Below are 16,867 nucleotides of genomic sequence, written 5' to 3' on the forward strand. Positions count from 1 at the left end.
GGATATTATAGCGTTTTTTGAAAGACTTACATCCACAAAAAAGCCCCCAATGCTGGAGGCTTGATTGGCACTGCGCTATTAACGTTCGCGAAGTGCTTCTTTTGCTTTATTGAATGGCTTGATTAAGTACTCAAGTACAGTTTTCGAGCCGGTACGGATATCAACTGTCGCCACCATTCCCGGAGTGATACTAAAACTTTTACCTTCTTTATTGCTTAATTTATCACTATCTGTACGGATATAAACACGATAATAGAACTGATCTTGTTTCACTTCATCACGTAAAGTATCTGGTGAAATGACGGTCACTTTACCTTTTAGACCACCATAGATCGAATAGTCATATGCCGTAATTTTCACTAAGGCTTCTTGACCCGGACGAATAAAAGCAATATCTCGCGGTGAAATACGTGCTTCTACCAAAAGCTGTTCATCCAAAGGTACAATGGTCATCAATTTACCATTTTGCGGAATCACACCGCCCAATGTCATCACATCAATTTCTTTGACCACACCACGTACTGGAGATTTAAACACGGTACGGCTCAGCGTATCCGATTTGCCTTTCACCACTTGTTGCTGCGATTCAATATCAGTATTGGCTTTCGACAATTCTTCCCGTGATTTCACCAAATATTGGTTACGGACATCATTTAACTGATTTTGTAAGTCATTCGCTGAACGCTTTAAACGAAGTACTTCAACTTCACTTGCTGCACCCTTAGCAACTAAAGGTTCAGTCATGGCCAATTCTTGTTGAACCAATACCAAAGCTTGTTTTAAGCCGGCAACAGATTCTTCCAAGTTTGCACGACGTGAATGATATAAAGCGGTTTCTTCCTTCACTAAAGCTGGAATCTTTTGAACATCTTCAGGAAAGGTTAATGGTGTACCATTCACTTCTGCACGTAAACGTGCTGCTGTCGCACGTGATGCCACAAGTAAAGACTCGGTTTCACCAACATTTGATGCGAAGCGTGTTGGATCGAGTTGCGCAAGAACTTGACCTTGTTCAACAATTTGACCTTCCTTCACATTCAACTTGGTTAAAATACCTCCCTCAAGCGACTGAACAATTTGTTCTTTCGAAGATGGAATCACTTTACCTGTCCCTGTAGAGACTTCTTCTAATTTAAACAACCAAGCCCAAACGAAAAGGATTGCCAGACCAATCGTAATAATCCAAATGATTAAACTCGATTTCGGTAATGGTGGCTCTTTAAAGCTGACTTTGGTCGAGCGTTGTATTTCTTGTTTATTTTCACTCATGATTTAAGCCCCAGCTACTTTTTTCTGAGCATTCTGATTCAGAATTTGATCACGAGGCCCATCCATGACAATTTTACCTTCATTCACCACAATAATGCGGTCAACCAACTCAAGTACCGCACGGCGATGTGTTGCTACCACCATAGTTCGGTTTTGTAAATAACCTTTTAAATGATCGATCAACTGCTTCTCAGATACGTCATCAATGGCTGCTGTAGGTTCATCAAGCAATAAAATATTGGGTTGACGAATCAATATGCGTGCAAGCAACAAAGCTTGGCGTTGACCGCCAGAGAAGCCGACACCACCTTCTAAAATGATATGGTCTAGCCCTTCTTTTTTCTCTTGAACAAAGTGAATTGCACCCGTAATTTTCAGTACTTCAATCAATTGTTCATCCGTAGCCAACGGAGCACCCAAGGTCAAGTTTTCACGAATCGTACCGTAGAATAACTGTGCATTTTGGTTCAATAGCCCCATATCACGACGCACATCTGCGGGGTCGATTAAAGACAGTTCAATCCCATCTAATTTAACTTTGCCTTGTACTGGCGTTTGCATACCCGATAACAATTGGAGTAGCGTCGACTTACCAGCACCGTTACGGCCCAAAATTGCGATCTTTTCTCCAGCCTTAATTTCCAGTTTTGGAATTAAAAGACTTGGACGTGGATCATCTTCACCATACTTAAATGACACACCATTGAGTTCATAATGACCATTAATTGATGGTCGATGAATAAGGTGAGAATAATCCGGTTGATCGACAGGTTTCTTCATGAGTTCATCAAGACCTGCTTTCGCCACTTTAGCCTGTTGTAAACGACCTAATACCCCAGCCAGTGCAGAAATTGGTGCCAACATTCGTGAGGACAAAATCGAACAAGCCACCAAAGCACCTGTGGTCATTTCACCTTTCATCACAGCAAAACAGCCGACGAGTACAACGATTGCAAATGTTAGACCCTGAATTTTTTGTGTCCATGCCGACATTAAGCCCACGATTTTACGTTGACGCATGCTGACATCAGCAGACACTTCATTCATGTGGTTCCATTGGTTTTGGAAGCGTGATTCAGCACGAAGTAATTTGATATCTTCCATGCCTTGCACAGATTCAACCAATAATGCATTACGAATCGAAGACTCGCGCATACCCATTTGTGCAAGTTTAGCCAATGGTTTTTGCGCCAAAATCCCTGGAATAATCATCAAAGGAACCACCAACAGCATGACCCAAAATAGATTGCCGCCAATTAACCAGAAGATGAACAAAAACAAGAAGAAAAACGGTAAATCGGCAATTGCGGTAACAGTCGTCGAAGTGACCATTTCGCGTACCCCTTCTAATTCACGAATTTGTGAAATAAAAGTACCTGTTGATTTTGAACGTTCGCTATTTTTAATCCTTAATGCATGACCAAATACACGATCGGAAATTTTCAAATCGGCACGTTTACCAATAATATCCGATAAATAAATTCGTGAAACACGTAGTGCAAACTCAAATATCGCTGCAATTAACACCCCACCGGCAAGTACCCATAAAGTCGGTACAGATTGAGATGGAATGACGCGGTCGTACACGTTCATTGAGAACAAAATAGTGGCTAGGGCCAAAATATTCGCCATTAATGAAGCAAACATAATGTCGATGTAGCGTTTCCAGTCTTTTAAAACAATCGACCAGAACCAATTTTTTTCAAACGGCTTGATGTATTCATCAACACGTGCATCGGGTACAGATGACTCTGGACGCAGAATATAAATATTGCGAACGCCATGGCTCAATCGTTCAATAGAGAAGACTTGAGATAGACCTTCATCTCCGCTCAATTGGACACTGGCATTACCGTCTACGTCGATGCGTTCTACCACACCCACTTCACCACTAATAAACTCAACCAATACCGGTAAGCGCCATGGATTGAGCAGATTTATGTCATATTTATTTTTTCGAACACTTAATCCAATTTGGCGTGCCATGACTGCAACCAGTTCATCGGCATTTTTGTGTTGATCCCAATCCAACTGCAACCGTATACGTTCTTCAGAGGGTTCAATTCGATAATGCTTTGCAATATTCAGAACCGCTTGTAGCCACGGTTGATAATTTATTGTATTACTCATGGCTGAACTTCAAACCCCTGAATAGATATATTATTAAGTTCATAGATATTTCGTGAACGCCCTGTCACTTGGATGTACTGTGCAAGTGCAGAGTAAATATCATATTGCGATGTCACAATTTCTTGTGCGGCACTATGTATGGCTTGCTCTGCATTCAGTAGATCGACAACCGTTCGAGTGCCTAATTTATATTGTTCTTGATACAGCTCTTTGGTTCTTACCGTTGTTTCACGACGCTGCACCAATATCGACATTTGACGCTTTTTATTTTCGATTTGTTCTCGAATCATTCGGACTTGATCAATCACATCCAAATACACTGTATTTACTTGTGCTTTTGCTGCTTCTTCTGCATAGCTTGCGGCACGTGTTTGCGCTGCAATTGCACCACCTTGGTAAAAATTACTGGTGGCTTCCAACATGATTGAATTATATAAACCATCATCTTCATCATTATTTGGATTACGGCCATTCACCGCCTGACTCAGACTGCCTTTGACATTGAGTGTTGGATAAGCACTTAATTTTGACTGTTGCTTTTGCAATTTGGCAATTTCAACCCCAGCCTGTGCTTTCATCATGCTCGGAATCATCTTGAAGTCCGGATCCTCATATAAAGCCGCTGCAGTTAAGATCCGATCGGGTATCACCCAATTGATCTGACTTACATCAAAACCTAACAAGGTACGAAGTCGCTGTTGGTACTGTCGAAGTTGAGTTTCTTGCACGATTAAATTTGATTCTGCAGCTTCTAAATTTGACTTGGCTTGAATAGGGTCTGCTTGACTACTGATCCCTGCGGTTGCACGGAGATTAGCAATCTCAGCAATCCGACTCACACCGGCAATTTGCTGCTGCGCAATTTTAGCCACTTCTTGATATCGTTTAATGTTGATAATTGCATTTGCAACATCAAAAGAAACTTCATCTAAATTTACAAGTACATTAGCCTGCTCTTGTAACATTTTTGCTTCTTCGATACCGACAGCACTTTTGGTTTTACCAAAGTCATATAACATCTGCGTCGCATTTAAAGAAACCAACTGACGTCCACGCTCGCCTTTGGTCAGATCTGCAGTGCTCAATCCCCCTGAAATTTGGGGATAATATGCAGCATTCGCAAGGTCAATATTGGCGTTTTGCGATGCGACTGTAGCAATACTTTGTGTGATTTCTGGACGTCTTTGGACGGCGATATGTATCGCATCAATAAAACTTAGATTCTTCGCTACTGTGTTTGGATTATAGCTGCCTTGTTGCGTTCGACCATAAGCAACGGCTGGCATTTCTTGGACACGTGAGGTATCTAAATTATATTTACTGAGTTCTGTGATGTTAATTTTTTCGGCAGAAGGTTTCGGCTTATTAGGTAAAAAAATCTTATCTAATGTCTTTTGAATGGTACTTTGTGCAGTGCCGGTATCTGCTGCATACACTGAACCAATGGAAAAGGGTAATAATAATATACAAAAGAAATTGCACTTATTTTTACGCGGACGCCCAACTTCTGGACCATTCATCTTTCGTAATCGCATGATTTTTGCAGGTCGTATTTTTAGTTTAAAGTATACTGAATTCTTGCTAATTTTTTAGATTAATCGCTCAGTTTTTGTCATTTCAGACAATAACATAAACCCGCTGAATGAAACTAGCACCATTCAACGGGAAATTTCTTATTTTATTCAATTAAACGGTAAAATCATCACCAAGATAAACTTTACGTACTGTTTCATCCGCAAGCACTTCTTCTGGAGTACCTTCTGCAATCACTGAACCTTCGCTCACGATATAGGCATGCTCACAAATCGCAAGGGTTTCACGCACATTATGATCTGTAATTAATACACCAATACCACGATCTTTCAATGTTCGGATAATGTCTTTGATATCACCCACTGAAATAGGATCGACCCCTGCAAAAGGTTCATCGAGCAACATAAATTTAGGGTCTGCCGCTAACGCACGCGCGATTTCCGCACGACGACGCTCACCACCCGACACACTCATACCAAGAGAATCTTTGATGTGTGTGATTTTAAAGTCGGCAAGCAATTCCGTTAAACGTTGCTGACGTTGTTGCTTATTTAGATCTTTACGGGTTTCTAAAATCGACATGATATTTTCAGAAATGGTTAATTTTCTAAAAATAGATGCTTCTTGAGGTAGATAACCAATACCTTTACGTGCGCGCTCATGCATTGCCAAGTCAGACAAATCAAGATCATCTAAATGAATCTCACCTTTATCCATACGCACTAGACCAACGACCATATAGAAACTTGTGGTTTTACCTGCACCATTTGGACCAAGTAAACCCACAATTTGACCACTTTGCATGCTAAAGGACACATCCTTTACCACCCAACGCTTGCTGTAGTTTTTGGCTAAATGTTTAATACATAAAGTTTGAACTTGCGAAGTTTGCTCCATTAATCACGTGCTCCTGGGAAGGACTTAGTGCTTGACGGTGGAATCACGATTTGAACACGACCCGAAGAAGATCCAGATTTATTTGGTGTACCTTCAGCTACGATATCGCCTTTATTCATACTGTATTTCAAGCTATTACCACGAATACTGGCACCATCTTGTTGCAACAAAGCACCACCCGTCATGGTGATAATACCCGTTTCAGCATTGTAGACGATTTTCTGAGCTTGGCCTTTTGCAAAGCCTTTGGCAGGGTCAGTTTTTTGTTGGAAATGTGCTGGTCCGCCCGTTGCTGTAATCGTACTGATCTCTTTTTTGCTGTTTAAGTTCGCAACGATTGAGTTTGCCTGCAGCTTCATCGTACCCTGTTCAATGATGACATTACCGGTATACGTCGTAATCCCGGTTTTTTCATTAAACGTTGCACGATCGGCAACCAATGAAATCGGTTGATTACGATCTGAAGGCAAAGCAAAAGCTGCAACTGAACATAACGCCAGTGAACCGAGTAGCGCTGTACGTTTTAGGAAAGTTTTTGCAGTTTTTCGATTAAAATTATGGTTCATACTTTCCTCGAATATTAAAAAATTCGTATTGACCGTCGTTTAAATTTGCTTTTAAACCTTGGCTGACAAATTCGGCTTGTGGTGAAATCACCGTTACAGTCTTGTCCGTTTCTATTTCACGCTTTTTTGGAAAAGCAGTGAGTTCCTCAGTACGAAACTCCATTTGCCCTTCACGCATCAATTTCGTTGCAACCACATTGTCACTCAGTACGACTTTTTGGTTATCATCCATACCATTGGCTTGTTTGGCAAAGAACGTGGCATCGACAGCACCATCTTGATAGGTCGATGCTTTCAGATTGACCAAATGAGAAGTTTGCTTTTGCAAATCCTGCTCAAGTCGATCGACTTGCGCACGAATATGCAATTTTCCCTGCTCATCAGTCTGCGTCAGGTTAATGTTTTCAGCTGAGTAAGTCATACTTTTCGAAGAGTCCGCCTGAAGCTTATTACCCTTTCCACCGAAATAGTAAAAACCACCGCTTACTGCAGCAATGACCACAGCTGTCACGTATAAAACTTTAGTATCCATAAGCGGAGATTCAATCCAATGACTGCATCAATTTATTAATAAGGTGCACTTGCATATTTTTCAAGTAGTTCCTGGTATACACCTTTAGAGACTAAAAGCATATCGCAAATTTCACGAACAGCACCACGTCCACCCATCGCCTGAGTGACAAGATCTGCACGGCGACGTACTTCTAAATGTCCATTCGGCACGGTCACTTTCATCCCTGCAATAGCAAAGGCTGAAAGATCGGGCCAGTCATCACCCATATATAGGCAATCTGAAGGATCAATACCGAACTGTGCGCAGGCTTCAGTCAAGGCAACGCCTTTATCTTCACGACCTTGAAAGACCAAATCGACACCTAAGTCAGACATGCGTTTTTCAACAATATTACTTTTACGGCCAGTAATAATGATGACTTTGATACCTGCTTTTTGCACCAACTTCATGCCTAAGCCATCTCGAATATCAAAGGATTTGATTTCATCGCCGCTATTGGTCAACGTTACAAATCCATCACTTAAAATTCCATCTACATCCAGTACTAGTGCTTCTATGTGACGCGCTTGTTCTAGCAATACATACGATGCCATTTTCTTAATTTACCCCAGCCTGAATCAAATCATGCATGCTGATAATCCCAATCACTTTATTGACATCATCAACAACTACAAATTGTGTAATTTTCTTTTCGTTCATACGTTCTAAAGCATGTACCGCGCGTTCTTCTTGTGAAATGGTCAAAGGATTTTTAATCATCACTTCTGAGACTTTCATATTTACATCAAAGCCTTGCTGTTTATCAATCAAACGACGTAAGTCACCGTCAGTAAAGATACCCAATAAGGTATCGTTTTCATCGACAATCGTGGTGAGACCCAAACGTTTATTTGAAATTTCATACAGAACTTTATTCATTGGTGTCTCTGGCGACACTTTTGGTAAGTCTTCACCTGTATGCATAAGATGTTTTACATGCAATAACAAACGTTTACCCAACGCTCCAGCAGGATGAGAACGTGCGAAATCATCTGAAGTAAAGCCACGTGCATCCAATAATGCAACTGCAAGTGCATCACCTAAGGCTAATGTTGCAGTGGTACTTGAGGTCGGAGCTAGACCCAAAGGGCATGCTTCTTGAATATTACCCAAGGTCAATGCGACATCGGCATTTTGTGGCATTGGGCCTTTATTGTCGCCACTCATAGTAATGAGAGGAATGCCCAAATGTTTGATCAATGGCATCAGCATCATAATTTCATCACTCTTACCTGAGTTTGAAATTGCAATGAGCACATCACCTTTAACCAACATGCCCAAATCACCATGTCCAGCTTCACCCGGATGCATGAAGAAAGATGGCGTACCAGTCGAGGCAAATGTAGCGGCCATTTTACGACCGATATGACCCGATTTGCCCATACCAGTAATTACTAAACGCCCTTTGCACTGTAAAATGATTTCGCAGGCTTGGCTAAAACGATCATCTATTTGCGTCGCTAATACTTGTAAAGCATGCTCTTCAATACGCAAAGTTTCTAATGCGACTTTCTGAAAATCGACTTGATTCGGCATATTTGGTGGATTCAAAGTTGTTATACCTTAAGCCGTGAGAGGTGCGCTCTCACTTTCAAAATAAAAAATTTTCACAATTTTATCATATCTATGCAAATAGCACGTTTCCAAATGTATAAGAATTCATGAATTATGCAGAAAAGATGCATTTCTTCTTTTTAACTTAGGAACAGATAAATTGAATTAAACTCTCAAATGAAATTCAGCCCGAATCAAATGAGCCTTCAACTTCTTTTTCCAGCAATACAATTACATCAAGCATTAAAAAATATCTGCTTTTTTGGGTTTTAACTTTATGAAAAAAAATGCTTAGGTTAAGATGAGCCATCTTTTGGTAGAAACAATTTGAAGACCTATGCAACCTTTTGTTCTATATAACTCAGAGCAACGTAAAAAAGTAGAATTCGTACCTCGCAAAGAAGGACATATCGACATGTATGTCTGTGGAATGACCGTGTATGACTACTGTCATATTGGTCACGCTCGAGTTATGGTTGCATTCGACTATATTATCCGTTTCCTGCGCAGTCAGGGCTGGAACGTTAAATACGTTCGCAACATTACCGATATTGACGACAAAATCATTGCCCGTGCCAATGAAAATGGCGAAAGCATTACTGCTTTAACCGATCGCTTTATCAAGGCCATGAACGAAGATGCTGCCAATTTAGGTTGTGCAGCACCTGATGAAGCACCACGTGCAACAGACTATATCGATCAAATGCAGAATATGATTGGTAACTTGGTTAACAAAGGTACAGCATATCCATCTGCAAATGGCGATGTTTATTTTGAAGTTGAAAAGTTTGCCAAATATGGTCGTCTTTCGGGTCGTAAACTCGACGATATGCAGGCTGGTGCTTCTGAACGCGTTGATGTAGAAGTAGAAAAGAAACATCCTTTTGACTTCGTGCTTTGGAAACATGCCAAAGAAAATGAACCTTCTTGGGCTTCACCTTGGGGCAATGGCCGTCCGGGCTGGCATATTGAATGTTCAGCGATGTCGACCTGCTGCTTAGGCAACCATTTTGATATTCATGGTGGCGGTTCAGACTTAACTTTCCCGCATCATGAAAATGAAATTGCGCAATCTGAGGCATCTACTGGCGAACAGTATGTTAATTACTGGATGCATGTCGGCTTTATTAATGTCGATGGCGAAAAAATGTCGAAGTCTTTAGGTAACTTCTTCACTATTCGTGATGTGATGGATAAATTCCACCCTGAAGTGATTCGCTTCTTTATTGTGTCATCACATTACCGTAGCCCAGTAAACTTCTCTGACACTGCTTTAAAAGAAGCGAAAAATACCCTTTCCCGTTTCTATCATTCATTTAAAGCTTATCAGCAAGTCTATGGTGAAAAAACCGTAGAAACTTTGGATGATGCTTTAGTTGAGCGCTTTAATGCCGCTATGCGTGATGATTTCAACACCGCAGAAGCCATTGCGGTATTGTTTGAAGTCAACAAAGAATTGAACCGTGCCGTAAAAGTTGAAAATGCTGAACAAGCGGCTGTGTATTATTCGACATTGCGTCACTTGACCAATATTTTAGGTTTGGTTCAGCACAATGTTGATGAATTTTTAAAATCAGATATTGGTCAAGAAGCACTAGGTCTCTCTGAAGAGCAAATTGAAGATTTAATTCAACAACGTAAAGATGCGAAAAAAGCCAAAGAATTTGCCAAAGCAGATGACATTCGTCAATCTTTGTTAGATCAAGGGATTGTTCTTGAAGATACTCGTCAAGGCACTATTTGGCGCCGTGCTGATTAATTAAGCAAACAGAAGCATAGAGAAGAGAGTTGACAGTTGTGTGAAATTCTCTATAATTCACCTCATTGCGGGAATAGCTCAGTTGGTAGAGCATAACCTTGCCAAGGTTGGGGTCGGGAGTTCGAGTCTCCTTTCCCGCTCCAGAATACGAAAAACCCTCATCGAAAGATGAGGGTTTTTTTATGTCTAAATCTTTCTTCAAAGGCTTATTTTTAGATTTATTTACTCCTGTTATGCACATGAAAGCCATTTCACATTTTTAAAATAATATTTAAATCTATTCGACGAAGTCTTACATTTAGGGATTAAATACAGGGATTAGCTTTCGGCTGGAGGTACACTTACGAAACATTGTTTCTCACTCGGCAAAATGAGATGCGAAGCTTCGCAAGGAAACCATCTTGCGGCGCTATGCACCTCACAGACAAAACTCGTTCACTACCGTCAAATTATTCAACGTATAGCAAAAACACTTTTGATTAGAAGTCGTCCTGTCTCAAACAATTGCGGATGACATGACCGCGTATCTTTATTATTTGAAGCAAAGTACGCTTCTGATATTACTGCGTAACATCTGTTATTTATTATATTGTAGCGACGTTAATAGGCCTTAATTTCTCCCTAACGAATAAGGCCGCCCCTATTGCCACACGACCTCTCACCCACCTGTTAAAAAATAATCTGATGAAATGCTCATCTCGCCAATTTTCCTCAATTTTTCTCCATAATTTTCCGTTATTCTTTGCCAAAATTACATTTGGACAACCAAATAATGCACGGCGTGCACACCACACTCAAACTGACCAGCTTAAGTTACGCATTAATTACGATCTCAACATCAATTTGGGCCGCAGATACTGTTCAAAATCCTCAAGAATCTGCAGCAGTTCAGCAAATGGAAACTTTAACATTTGAAGTTCCAACAGCAAGCACTAAGCCCAAAGACCCAGATATCAGTGCTGTCGCAAAAACCATTATAAGCCGTGATGAAATGTTGAAATTTGGCGATCAGTCAATCAATGATGCGCTGCGCCGTGCTGCAGGGTTTCAACTACCCGGTGCTGGCGTTGGTCCACGTGGTGGTGCAGGTGCTGGCGGCATGCGCTTTCGTGGTGGTGGCGCACCCGTGTTTTTAATCAATGGTGAACCTGTACAAGGTGGTCCTCGTGGGGGCATGTCAGTTGTTGATAGCATTACACCGGAAATGATCGAACGCCTTGAAATCACCAAACAACCAAGTGTAGCTCAAGGCTCGGTTGCTTCATCTGCTGTCATTAATATTATTTTAAAAGAACCATTGAATGGCACGCGTTTGAGTGGTTCTGTACGTGCTGGTTATGGTCTAACAAAGTCAAATACACGTGAAGAAGAACGCACTAATTTAAACTTTCAAATGGATGGTCGTTCAGACCCTTGGATCTATAGTTTATCTGGGAGCCAAATGTGGAATGATTCAGATACGCTCATCCGTACACAAGATGCAACAGGAACGAAAACTCAAAAACGCATCACCAATCGTACGTCGCAAATGCTGACCCCACGTGTTGAATATCAACTTGATGATCAACAAAAACTGGTCGCTGAAATGTTTTATCGCAACAATGAAAGCGAAGGCACAAGTGGCTCCCAAGTCCAAAAAGATAAAAATGACAGTATTAGACTCAACACACGATATGAGCGTAAAGACCAAGGTAATTCCGACAAAATTCGCTTATCAATTGAGCAGAAAAATGAAACAGAATTAACAGAGTATAGAGATTCCCAATCATATATTGATGAAAAAATTAATGAATATGGTTTAGGCTACGACGGTGTCCGAAAGTTCGATTCAAAACGCCAAATAAAATTTGGTACCGACCTACGAAGCAATGAACTTGAAAGCAATATTGCAGAGACCTTAGATGAACAATTGTATGCTGCTTATGTTGAAGGAAGTTGGAAATATACGCCGCGCCAAACCTTAACTTTAGGTGTACGCCAAGAGTGGATTGATCGTTCAGGTTTAGTGGATTATCAAGATCAGCATTTAAGTCCTGTATTAGCACACCGTTTTGACTTTAATGACCAATGGTCACTCCAAACCAATTTGAGTCAGGCTTTTAAAAACCCACGTAGCAATCAATTGATGCCGACTGTTTCAGTTTCTACAGATAGCGATGCAGGGACACTAAACAACCCTGACCGTGGGGGTAATCCTGACTTACGACCTGAAACTATTAATGCTTACGAAACAACCCTAGGTTATAACACCCCTGCTGGCGGCGTAAATATCACTGCATATTATCGAGAAATTAATGACTATATCGAAAAATCGATCCTGTCAGAAAATGCTACAGGCGGTCGTTGCGAAACAGGAAATACCGATTGCCGTTTTGTCGAACGTCCTTATAACCAAGACAGTGCAACCACCTATGGTGTGGAAATTGCTGGACGTTATGCACTAAAGCAAACGGAGAATGGTCATTCATTTATGTTGAATGCTCAACTTTCAACTGTACGTGCAAAAATTGAAGAAGCTGACGGCTCTGACCGTTTGGCAAGCGATGTTGCACCTTATACCGCAAGTGCTGGTTTATCTTATAACTATCAACCGTGGCGTATTGCAACAAGTGTTAACCTCAATTATACCCCTGAATATACACGTGCGCTGAGTAAGGAACCTTACAATCGCACCAGCAATGAACGTGTCAACATGGATGTGAGTTTTACTAAACGCTTTGATCAAAATTGGTCTGCATCAATCAATGCACGTAATATTCTCAGCTCAGATTATAAAGAAGTGTTAAGAGAACAAAGTTCTGGCGCGCTATACCAATCTCGTATTAATGAAGCAATTCCAAGCTTTATGTTTACCTTAGAAAAGAAATTCTAAACCGTTTCTAAGAGACTTCTAAGAGATTTAAAATAAAAAACCGATACGGACAACGAATCGGTTTTTTTATGCGTACACGACCGCAAACTAGCGCTCAATTGCCTTCAACATTTTCGCAATTTTTAGGGTATGTTCCTTCCGCCCTTCTTTCTCTAAGACCTTTTGCTCAACCCACCATAAATATTCAAAAATTTCTGATTCACTTGAATCCTCTTGGATTAATTTAAAAATATTGGGCAAATAATCATCATATTCATCACGTAAAGCAGGAATACGGCGAATCCCTAACGGGTCCCATTCCTTCAATAAAATTTTATGTATCGCATGCAAGAGACTGGCATCTCGATTATGTTTTGACTGCATACAAGTTCCCTGGCTTATATTTTTTACTTTTAAAATCAGTTATCTAATTATTTGATGATATTAAAAGAAAAATGAACTGTTGTTTGTCGAAGATTTCATCATACGCATCTCTAAACGCTTTTCCATTGGTTTTTCATCTTTTTTTTATAGCAAACCAAAGCTTTATCAAAATTTCATGCACTTTTTCTCATAAATTTTGCCAATAAAGCCTTCCGAGAATCCCTTACTTCACAGTACAAAAGTTTTAAATGCTAAGTTCAATTTTCAGACCTAATCATTCAAAGAAAAAAACAATACGCTTCAGCCAACTTCTATATTTATCTCTTTTCGCAATTGTGAAAAATTTACAGTTTTCCTTTTTAATCTCCGACAATTCAAGCTACATTCTATTTTGAAATTTTAATCCTGAAAAATCCCTATGAGTACTGCATTAAACGAAACCATTTACGTCATTCAACACCTTGCATTTGAAGATTTGGGTTCATTGGAAGATGTATTTTATCAACTGGGTTATCGGGTGAGATACTTCGAAGCTGGTATCGATGACCTCAGTAAAGCTATGCAACATACAGGGCTTACCATCATTTTGGGCGGCCCGATCGGAGTTTATGAAACTAATGACTACCCTTTCCTACAAAAAGAAATAGACTTACTTAAAGTACGTTTAGAGACTAATTTACCGACTTTAGGCATTTGCTTAGGTGCTCAGCTAATTGCGCATGCATTGGGAGCGAAAGTTTATGCAGGTCATAGCAAAGAAATCGGTTGGAGTAACTTAGAACTTGATGCTATTGCTGACAATATATTAGCGCCATTAGATCAAGTGCCTGTACTGCATTGGCATGGTGATACCTTTGATTTACCTACAAATGCACAGTTACTCGCCAGCTCAACAATTTACCCGAATCAAGCGTTTAGTTATGGACCCAATATTCTAGCTCTACAGTTTCATATTGAAGCAGAAGCTCAGGCCATGGAAAAATGGCTAATTGGGCATACATGTGAACTGCATAAAGCACAAATTAACATCCCAAATTTACGCATGGAAAGCCAACAACATGCACCTTATTTAGAACGTGTTGCTCCCCTTATTTTGCAACAATTTTTACAACAGCTTGAGCTTTAAAACAGCTATTAATTTAATGCTAAATGGCTTATAACGGTTGCACTTCAAAACGTATAAGCCATTAGAATGACTCCCTTACTCAGCATTGCGCTCATCCACTTTTTTGCTCTCATCAGCCCAGGCCCAGACTTCTTTTTTGTCACTCAAAGTGCTATTCGACAATCCAGATTACATGCATTATTTGCCGCATTAGGTATATCACTCAGTATTTTAGTTTGGTCAATTTGTGCAATAAGTGGCTTACATTTTCTATTTCAAAAAATGGCTTGGTTACAACAATGCCTCATGATTTTGGGTGGCTTATATCTTTTATATTTAGGCTCTCAGTTATTAAAATCTGCATGGAGTAAAGACCTCGGCACAATAACGAAACCAACCGAGCAAGCTGTACAGAAAAAATCGCCTTTGACGCTGTTATTCCAAGGTTTCTTGACCAATATGGCCAATCCTAAAGCATTGGTTTATTTCACTAGTGTATTTTCCATTGGGATCAGTGCAAAGGTCAGCATTTTTGATCAAAGCTCTTTATTGGCTTTAGTCTTTATTGAAAGTTTGATTTGGTTTGCATTGGTTGCGGTCTTATTCTCAGCACCTAAAATGACCCATTACTATCAAAAATTTAGTAAAAAAATTGACGCAATTACCGGTGGAATCTTCATCAGTTTTGGCTGCCTATTGCTGCTCAATCGCGATTGATCAAGCACCAATTAAATATCTGCCAAACATAAAAAAGCACCCAAATGGGTGCTTTCTTAACTTAGCTGAGGGAGCTAAATCTTATTTCGCTGCTGCCTTTGCTGTAGACACAGCCGCTTCAGTCGTAATATTTACCGTAATTTTATCGCCTACATTCGGTACATATGCACCGACACCAAATGCTGAACGATCAAAAGAAGTCGTTGCATTGAAACCAATCGTTTCCGCCTTAGTCATTGGGTGAACGGCTTGCTTGTTCAATACAGCGTCCAATACCACTGGTTTAGTCACATTTTTAACTGTTAAATCACCCGTGATTTTGTATTTAGTTTTGCTGATCGCTTGAACTTTTGTACTTTTAAACGTGATATTTGGATATTTTTCAGCATCAAAGAAATCAGCTGTTTTTAAATGATCATCTAATGCTTTGACATTGGTATTTAAGCTCGATAATGGAATCGTCACATTCACAGACGAATTTGCAGGTTTTGCATTATCGACATTAATTGTCCCTTGAATGTCACTAAAGTTTGCAGAAGGTGTTGAGAAACCAAAATGATTCCAAGTAAAAACTGTTGCTGTATGAGTAGGATCAATTTGATAGGCAACAGGTTTTGCCATAGAAATTGTTGTAACTGATGCTACCGCCAAACCGATTGTTAATGCTTTAAAGTTCATGTTTTTATCTCACTTTCGAATACCATTAAGTCTATAGATTTTTAGCCGTATTACAGCTTTAAAGATAAAACGTTTTGTTGCATGTTTAGAACGATAGTTTTGTAAAATCTGTAGCAGCATCTATAACCACTCTCAATTATTAAATTTCCCATATATTTCAAATAATTAAAAATTTAATTGATCCATGAGCTATTTATCCTAAATTTAGGAAACATCAACCCATCTGAGTCGTAGGTTTTCAAAACAAATCCACTTAAGATTTTTAGACATCACAAAAATCTGAGTACCCAAAAATGACAGAACAATCGCTGGCTATTGAAAAAGCCTTAAACACTAAAACACCCAAAGATGTCGTTTTGGCATTTCTTATGAATACTTCAAAAGAACTCGTCGAAAATGCAACTCAGCTGTTGGTTGCAGAAGACGCGGCGTATGTTTCCCTAAACTTCAGCAACCCAGAACTTAAACAAATTGAGCCATGGGCTGGGTCTGGCACAGGTAGAGACATTTATATATATACCTTTGCCAATGTCGGCACTTACTGGAATATCGATGACTTTCAAATCACGGATATGATCGCTGAAGATGAAACCGTAGCTGTATTTGGTCAATTCACCTACACCTCAGTGTATGCTAAAAATACATTTACCTCGCCTTTTTCAATCAAAGCCAAAGTTCAAAATGGTTTAATCAGCTATTTCCAATTCATGGAAGATACCTATGCCTCAGCATCATCTTTCCGCGTAGGCGGAGAATGGATCATTCAGCAAGATGCAGACTCAGCTAAAAACTTTAAAGTTTCAGCTTAATACTTAGATGCAGCAGCTCTTCACGCAAGAGCTGCTGTTGATTTGGAATGGCCTTTTACATT

15 protein-coding genes and 1 tRNA gene are annotated in these 16,867 nt (G+C 39.9%); 6 read left to right on the forward strand and 10 right to left on the reverse strand.

Going from position 1 to position 16,867, the window contains the following annotated elements; genetic code table 11:
• Positions 1–78: 78 nt before the first annotated feature.
• The 8 genes from FTT92_RS03915 to FTT92_RS03950 form a co-directional block, all read right to left on the reverse strand.
• Complete coding sequence (locus FTT92_RS03915; protein WP_180171493.1) at positions 79–1,269, reverse strand: HlyD family type I secretion periplasmic adaptor subunit; 1,191 nt, start codon at positions 1,267–1,269, stop codon at positions 79–81.
• Between the two features lie 3 nt (positions 1,270–1,272).
• Positions 1,273–3,399 carry a type I secretion system permease/ATPase gene (locus tag FTT92_RS03920; protein WP_180171494.1) on the reverse strand — a complete coding sequence of 709 codons (2,127 nt, stop codon included), beginning with the start codon at positions 3,397–3,399 and terminating at the stop codon, positions 1,273–1,275.
• Positions 3,396–4,919 (reverse strand): TolC family protein, encoded by a 1,524-nt coding sequence (locus tag FTT92_RS03925; RefSeq protein ID WP_180171607.1) that lies wholly within the window; start codon positions 4,917–4,919, stop codon positions 3,396–3,398. Before FTT92_RS03925 ends, FTT92_RS03920 begins: the two co-directional genes overlap by 4 nt.
• 166 nt (positions 4,920–5,085) lie before the next feature.
• A complete protein-coding gene (gene lptB, locus FTT92_RS03930) occupies positions 5,086–5,829 on the reverse strand; it encodes an LPS export ABC transporter ATP-binding protein (protein WP_078188759.1) in 744 nt (247 codons plus the stop codon).
• Positions 5,829–6,395 carry a lipopolysaccharide transport periplasmic protein LptA gene (gene lptA / locus FTT92_RS03935; protein WP_180171495.1) on the reverse strand — a complete coding sequence of 189 codons (567 nt, stop codon included), beginning with the start codon at positions 6,393–6,395 and terminating at the stop codon, positions 5,829–5,831. The genes lptB and lptA overlap by 1 nt, the downstream gene beginning before the upstream one ends.
• Positions 6,385–6,927 carry an LPS export ABC transporter periplasmic protein LptC gene (gene lptC, locus FTT92_RS03940; RefSeq protein WP_180027055.1) on the reverse strand — a complete coding sequence of 181 codons (543 nt, stop codon included), beginning with the start codon at positions 6,925–6,927 and terminating at the stop codon, positions 6,385–6,387. The genes lptA and lptC overlap by 11 nt, the downstream gene beginning before the upstream one ends.
• A 35-nt stretch (positions 6,928–6,962) precedes the next feature.
• Positions 6,963–7,502, reverse strand: a complete 540-nt coding sequence (locus FTT92_RS03945) for an HAD family hydrolase (RefSeq protein ID WP_078188762.1) — start codon at positions 7,500–7,502, stop codon at positions 6,963–6,965.
• Between the two features lie 4 nt (positions 7,503–7,506).
• Positions 7,507–8,484, reverse strand: a complete 978-nt coding sequence (locus tag FTT92_RS03950) for an SIS domain-containing protein (protein ID WP_078193567.1) — start codon at positions 8,482–8,484, stop codon at positions 7,507–7,509.
• Between the two features lie 355 nt (positions 8,485–8,839).
• Between FTT92_RS03950 and cysS the strand changes: the two genes are divergently transcribed.
• The 3 genes from cysS to FTT92_RS03965 all read left to right on the forward strand — a co-directional run bounded on the left by cysS (position 8,840) and on the right by FTT92_RS03965 (position 13,133).
• A complete protein-coding gene (gene cysS / locus FTT92_RS03955) occupies positions 8,840–10,261 on the forward strand; it encodes a cysteine--tRNA ligase (RefSeq protein ID WP_180115195.1) in 1,422 nt (473 codons plus the stop codon).
• A 67-nt stretch (positions 10,262–10,328) separates the two neighbouring features.
• Positions 10,329–10,404 (forward strand) — tRNA-Gly (locus FTT92_RS03960).
• 629 nt (positions 10,405–11,033) lie between these two features.
• Complete coding sequence (locus tag FTT92_RS03965; protein ID WP_180171496.1) at positions 11,034–13,133, forward strand: TonB-dependent siderophore receptor; 2,100 nt, start codon at positions 11,034–11,036, stop codon at positions 13,131–13,133.
• A gap of 87 nt (positions 13,134–13,220) precedes the next feature.
• Here FTT92_RS03965 and FTT92_RS03970 read toward each other — a convergent pair whose 3' ends face one another.
• On the reverse strand, positions 13,221–13,496 hold the full coding sequence (locus FTT92_RS03970) for a hypothetical protein (RefSeq protein WP_180171497.1): 276 nt from the start codon (positions 13,494–13,496) through the stop codon (positions 13,221–13,223).
• Between the two features lie 418 nt (positions 13,497–13,914).
• On the opposite strand from FTT92_RS03970, the gene FTT92_RS03975 reads away from it, so the two are divergent.
• Positions 13,915–14,622, forward strand: a complete 708-nt coding sequence (locus FTT92_RS03975; RefSeq protein WP_180171498.1) for a glutamine amidotransferase — start codon at positions 13,915–13,917, stop codon at positions 14,620–14,622.
• A 66-nt stretch (positions 14,623–14,688) separates the two neighbouring features.
• Entirely contained in the window at positions 14,689–15,318 is a 630-nt protein-coding gene (locus FTT92_RS03980) for a LysE family transporter (protein ID WP_180171499.1), read from the forward strand.
• A gap of 81 nt (positions 15,319–15,399) precedes the next feature.
• Here FTT92_RS03980 and FTT92_RS03985 read toward each other — a convergent pair whose 3' ends face one another.
• Positions 15,400–15,996 (reverse strand): YceI family protein, encoded by a 597-nt coding sequence (locus tag FTT92_RS03985; protein WP_078188771.1) that lies wholly within the window; start codon positions 15,994–15,996, stop codon positions 15,400–15,402.
• 293 nt (positions 15,997–16,289) lie between these two features.
• Here FTT92_RS03985 and FTT92_RS16675 point away from each other — a divergent pair, with 293 nt between their 5' ends.
• A complete protein-coding gene (locus FTT92_RS16675) occupies positions 16,290–16,805 on the forward strand; it encodes a nuclear transport factor 2 family protein (protein WP_257231578.1) in 516 nt (171 codons plus the stop codon).
• The last annotated feature ends 62 nt before the right edge of the window (positions 16,806–16,867 follow it).

This window comes from Acinetobacter sp. YH12023 (genome assembly GCF_013420135.1).
GTDB classification, from domain to species: domain Bacteria; phylum Pseudomonadota; class Gammaproteobacteria; order Pseudomonadales; family Moraxellaceae; genus Acinetobacter; species Acinetobacter amyesii.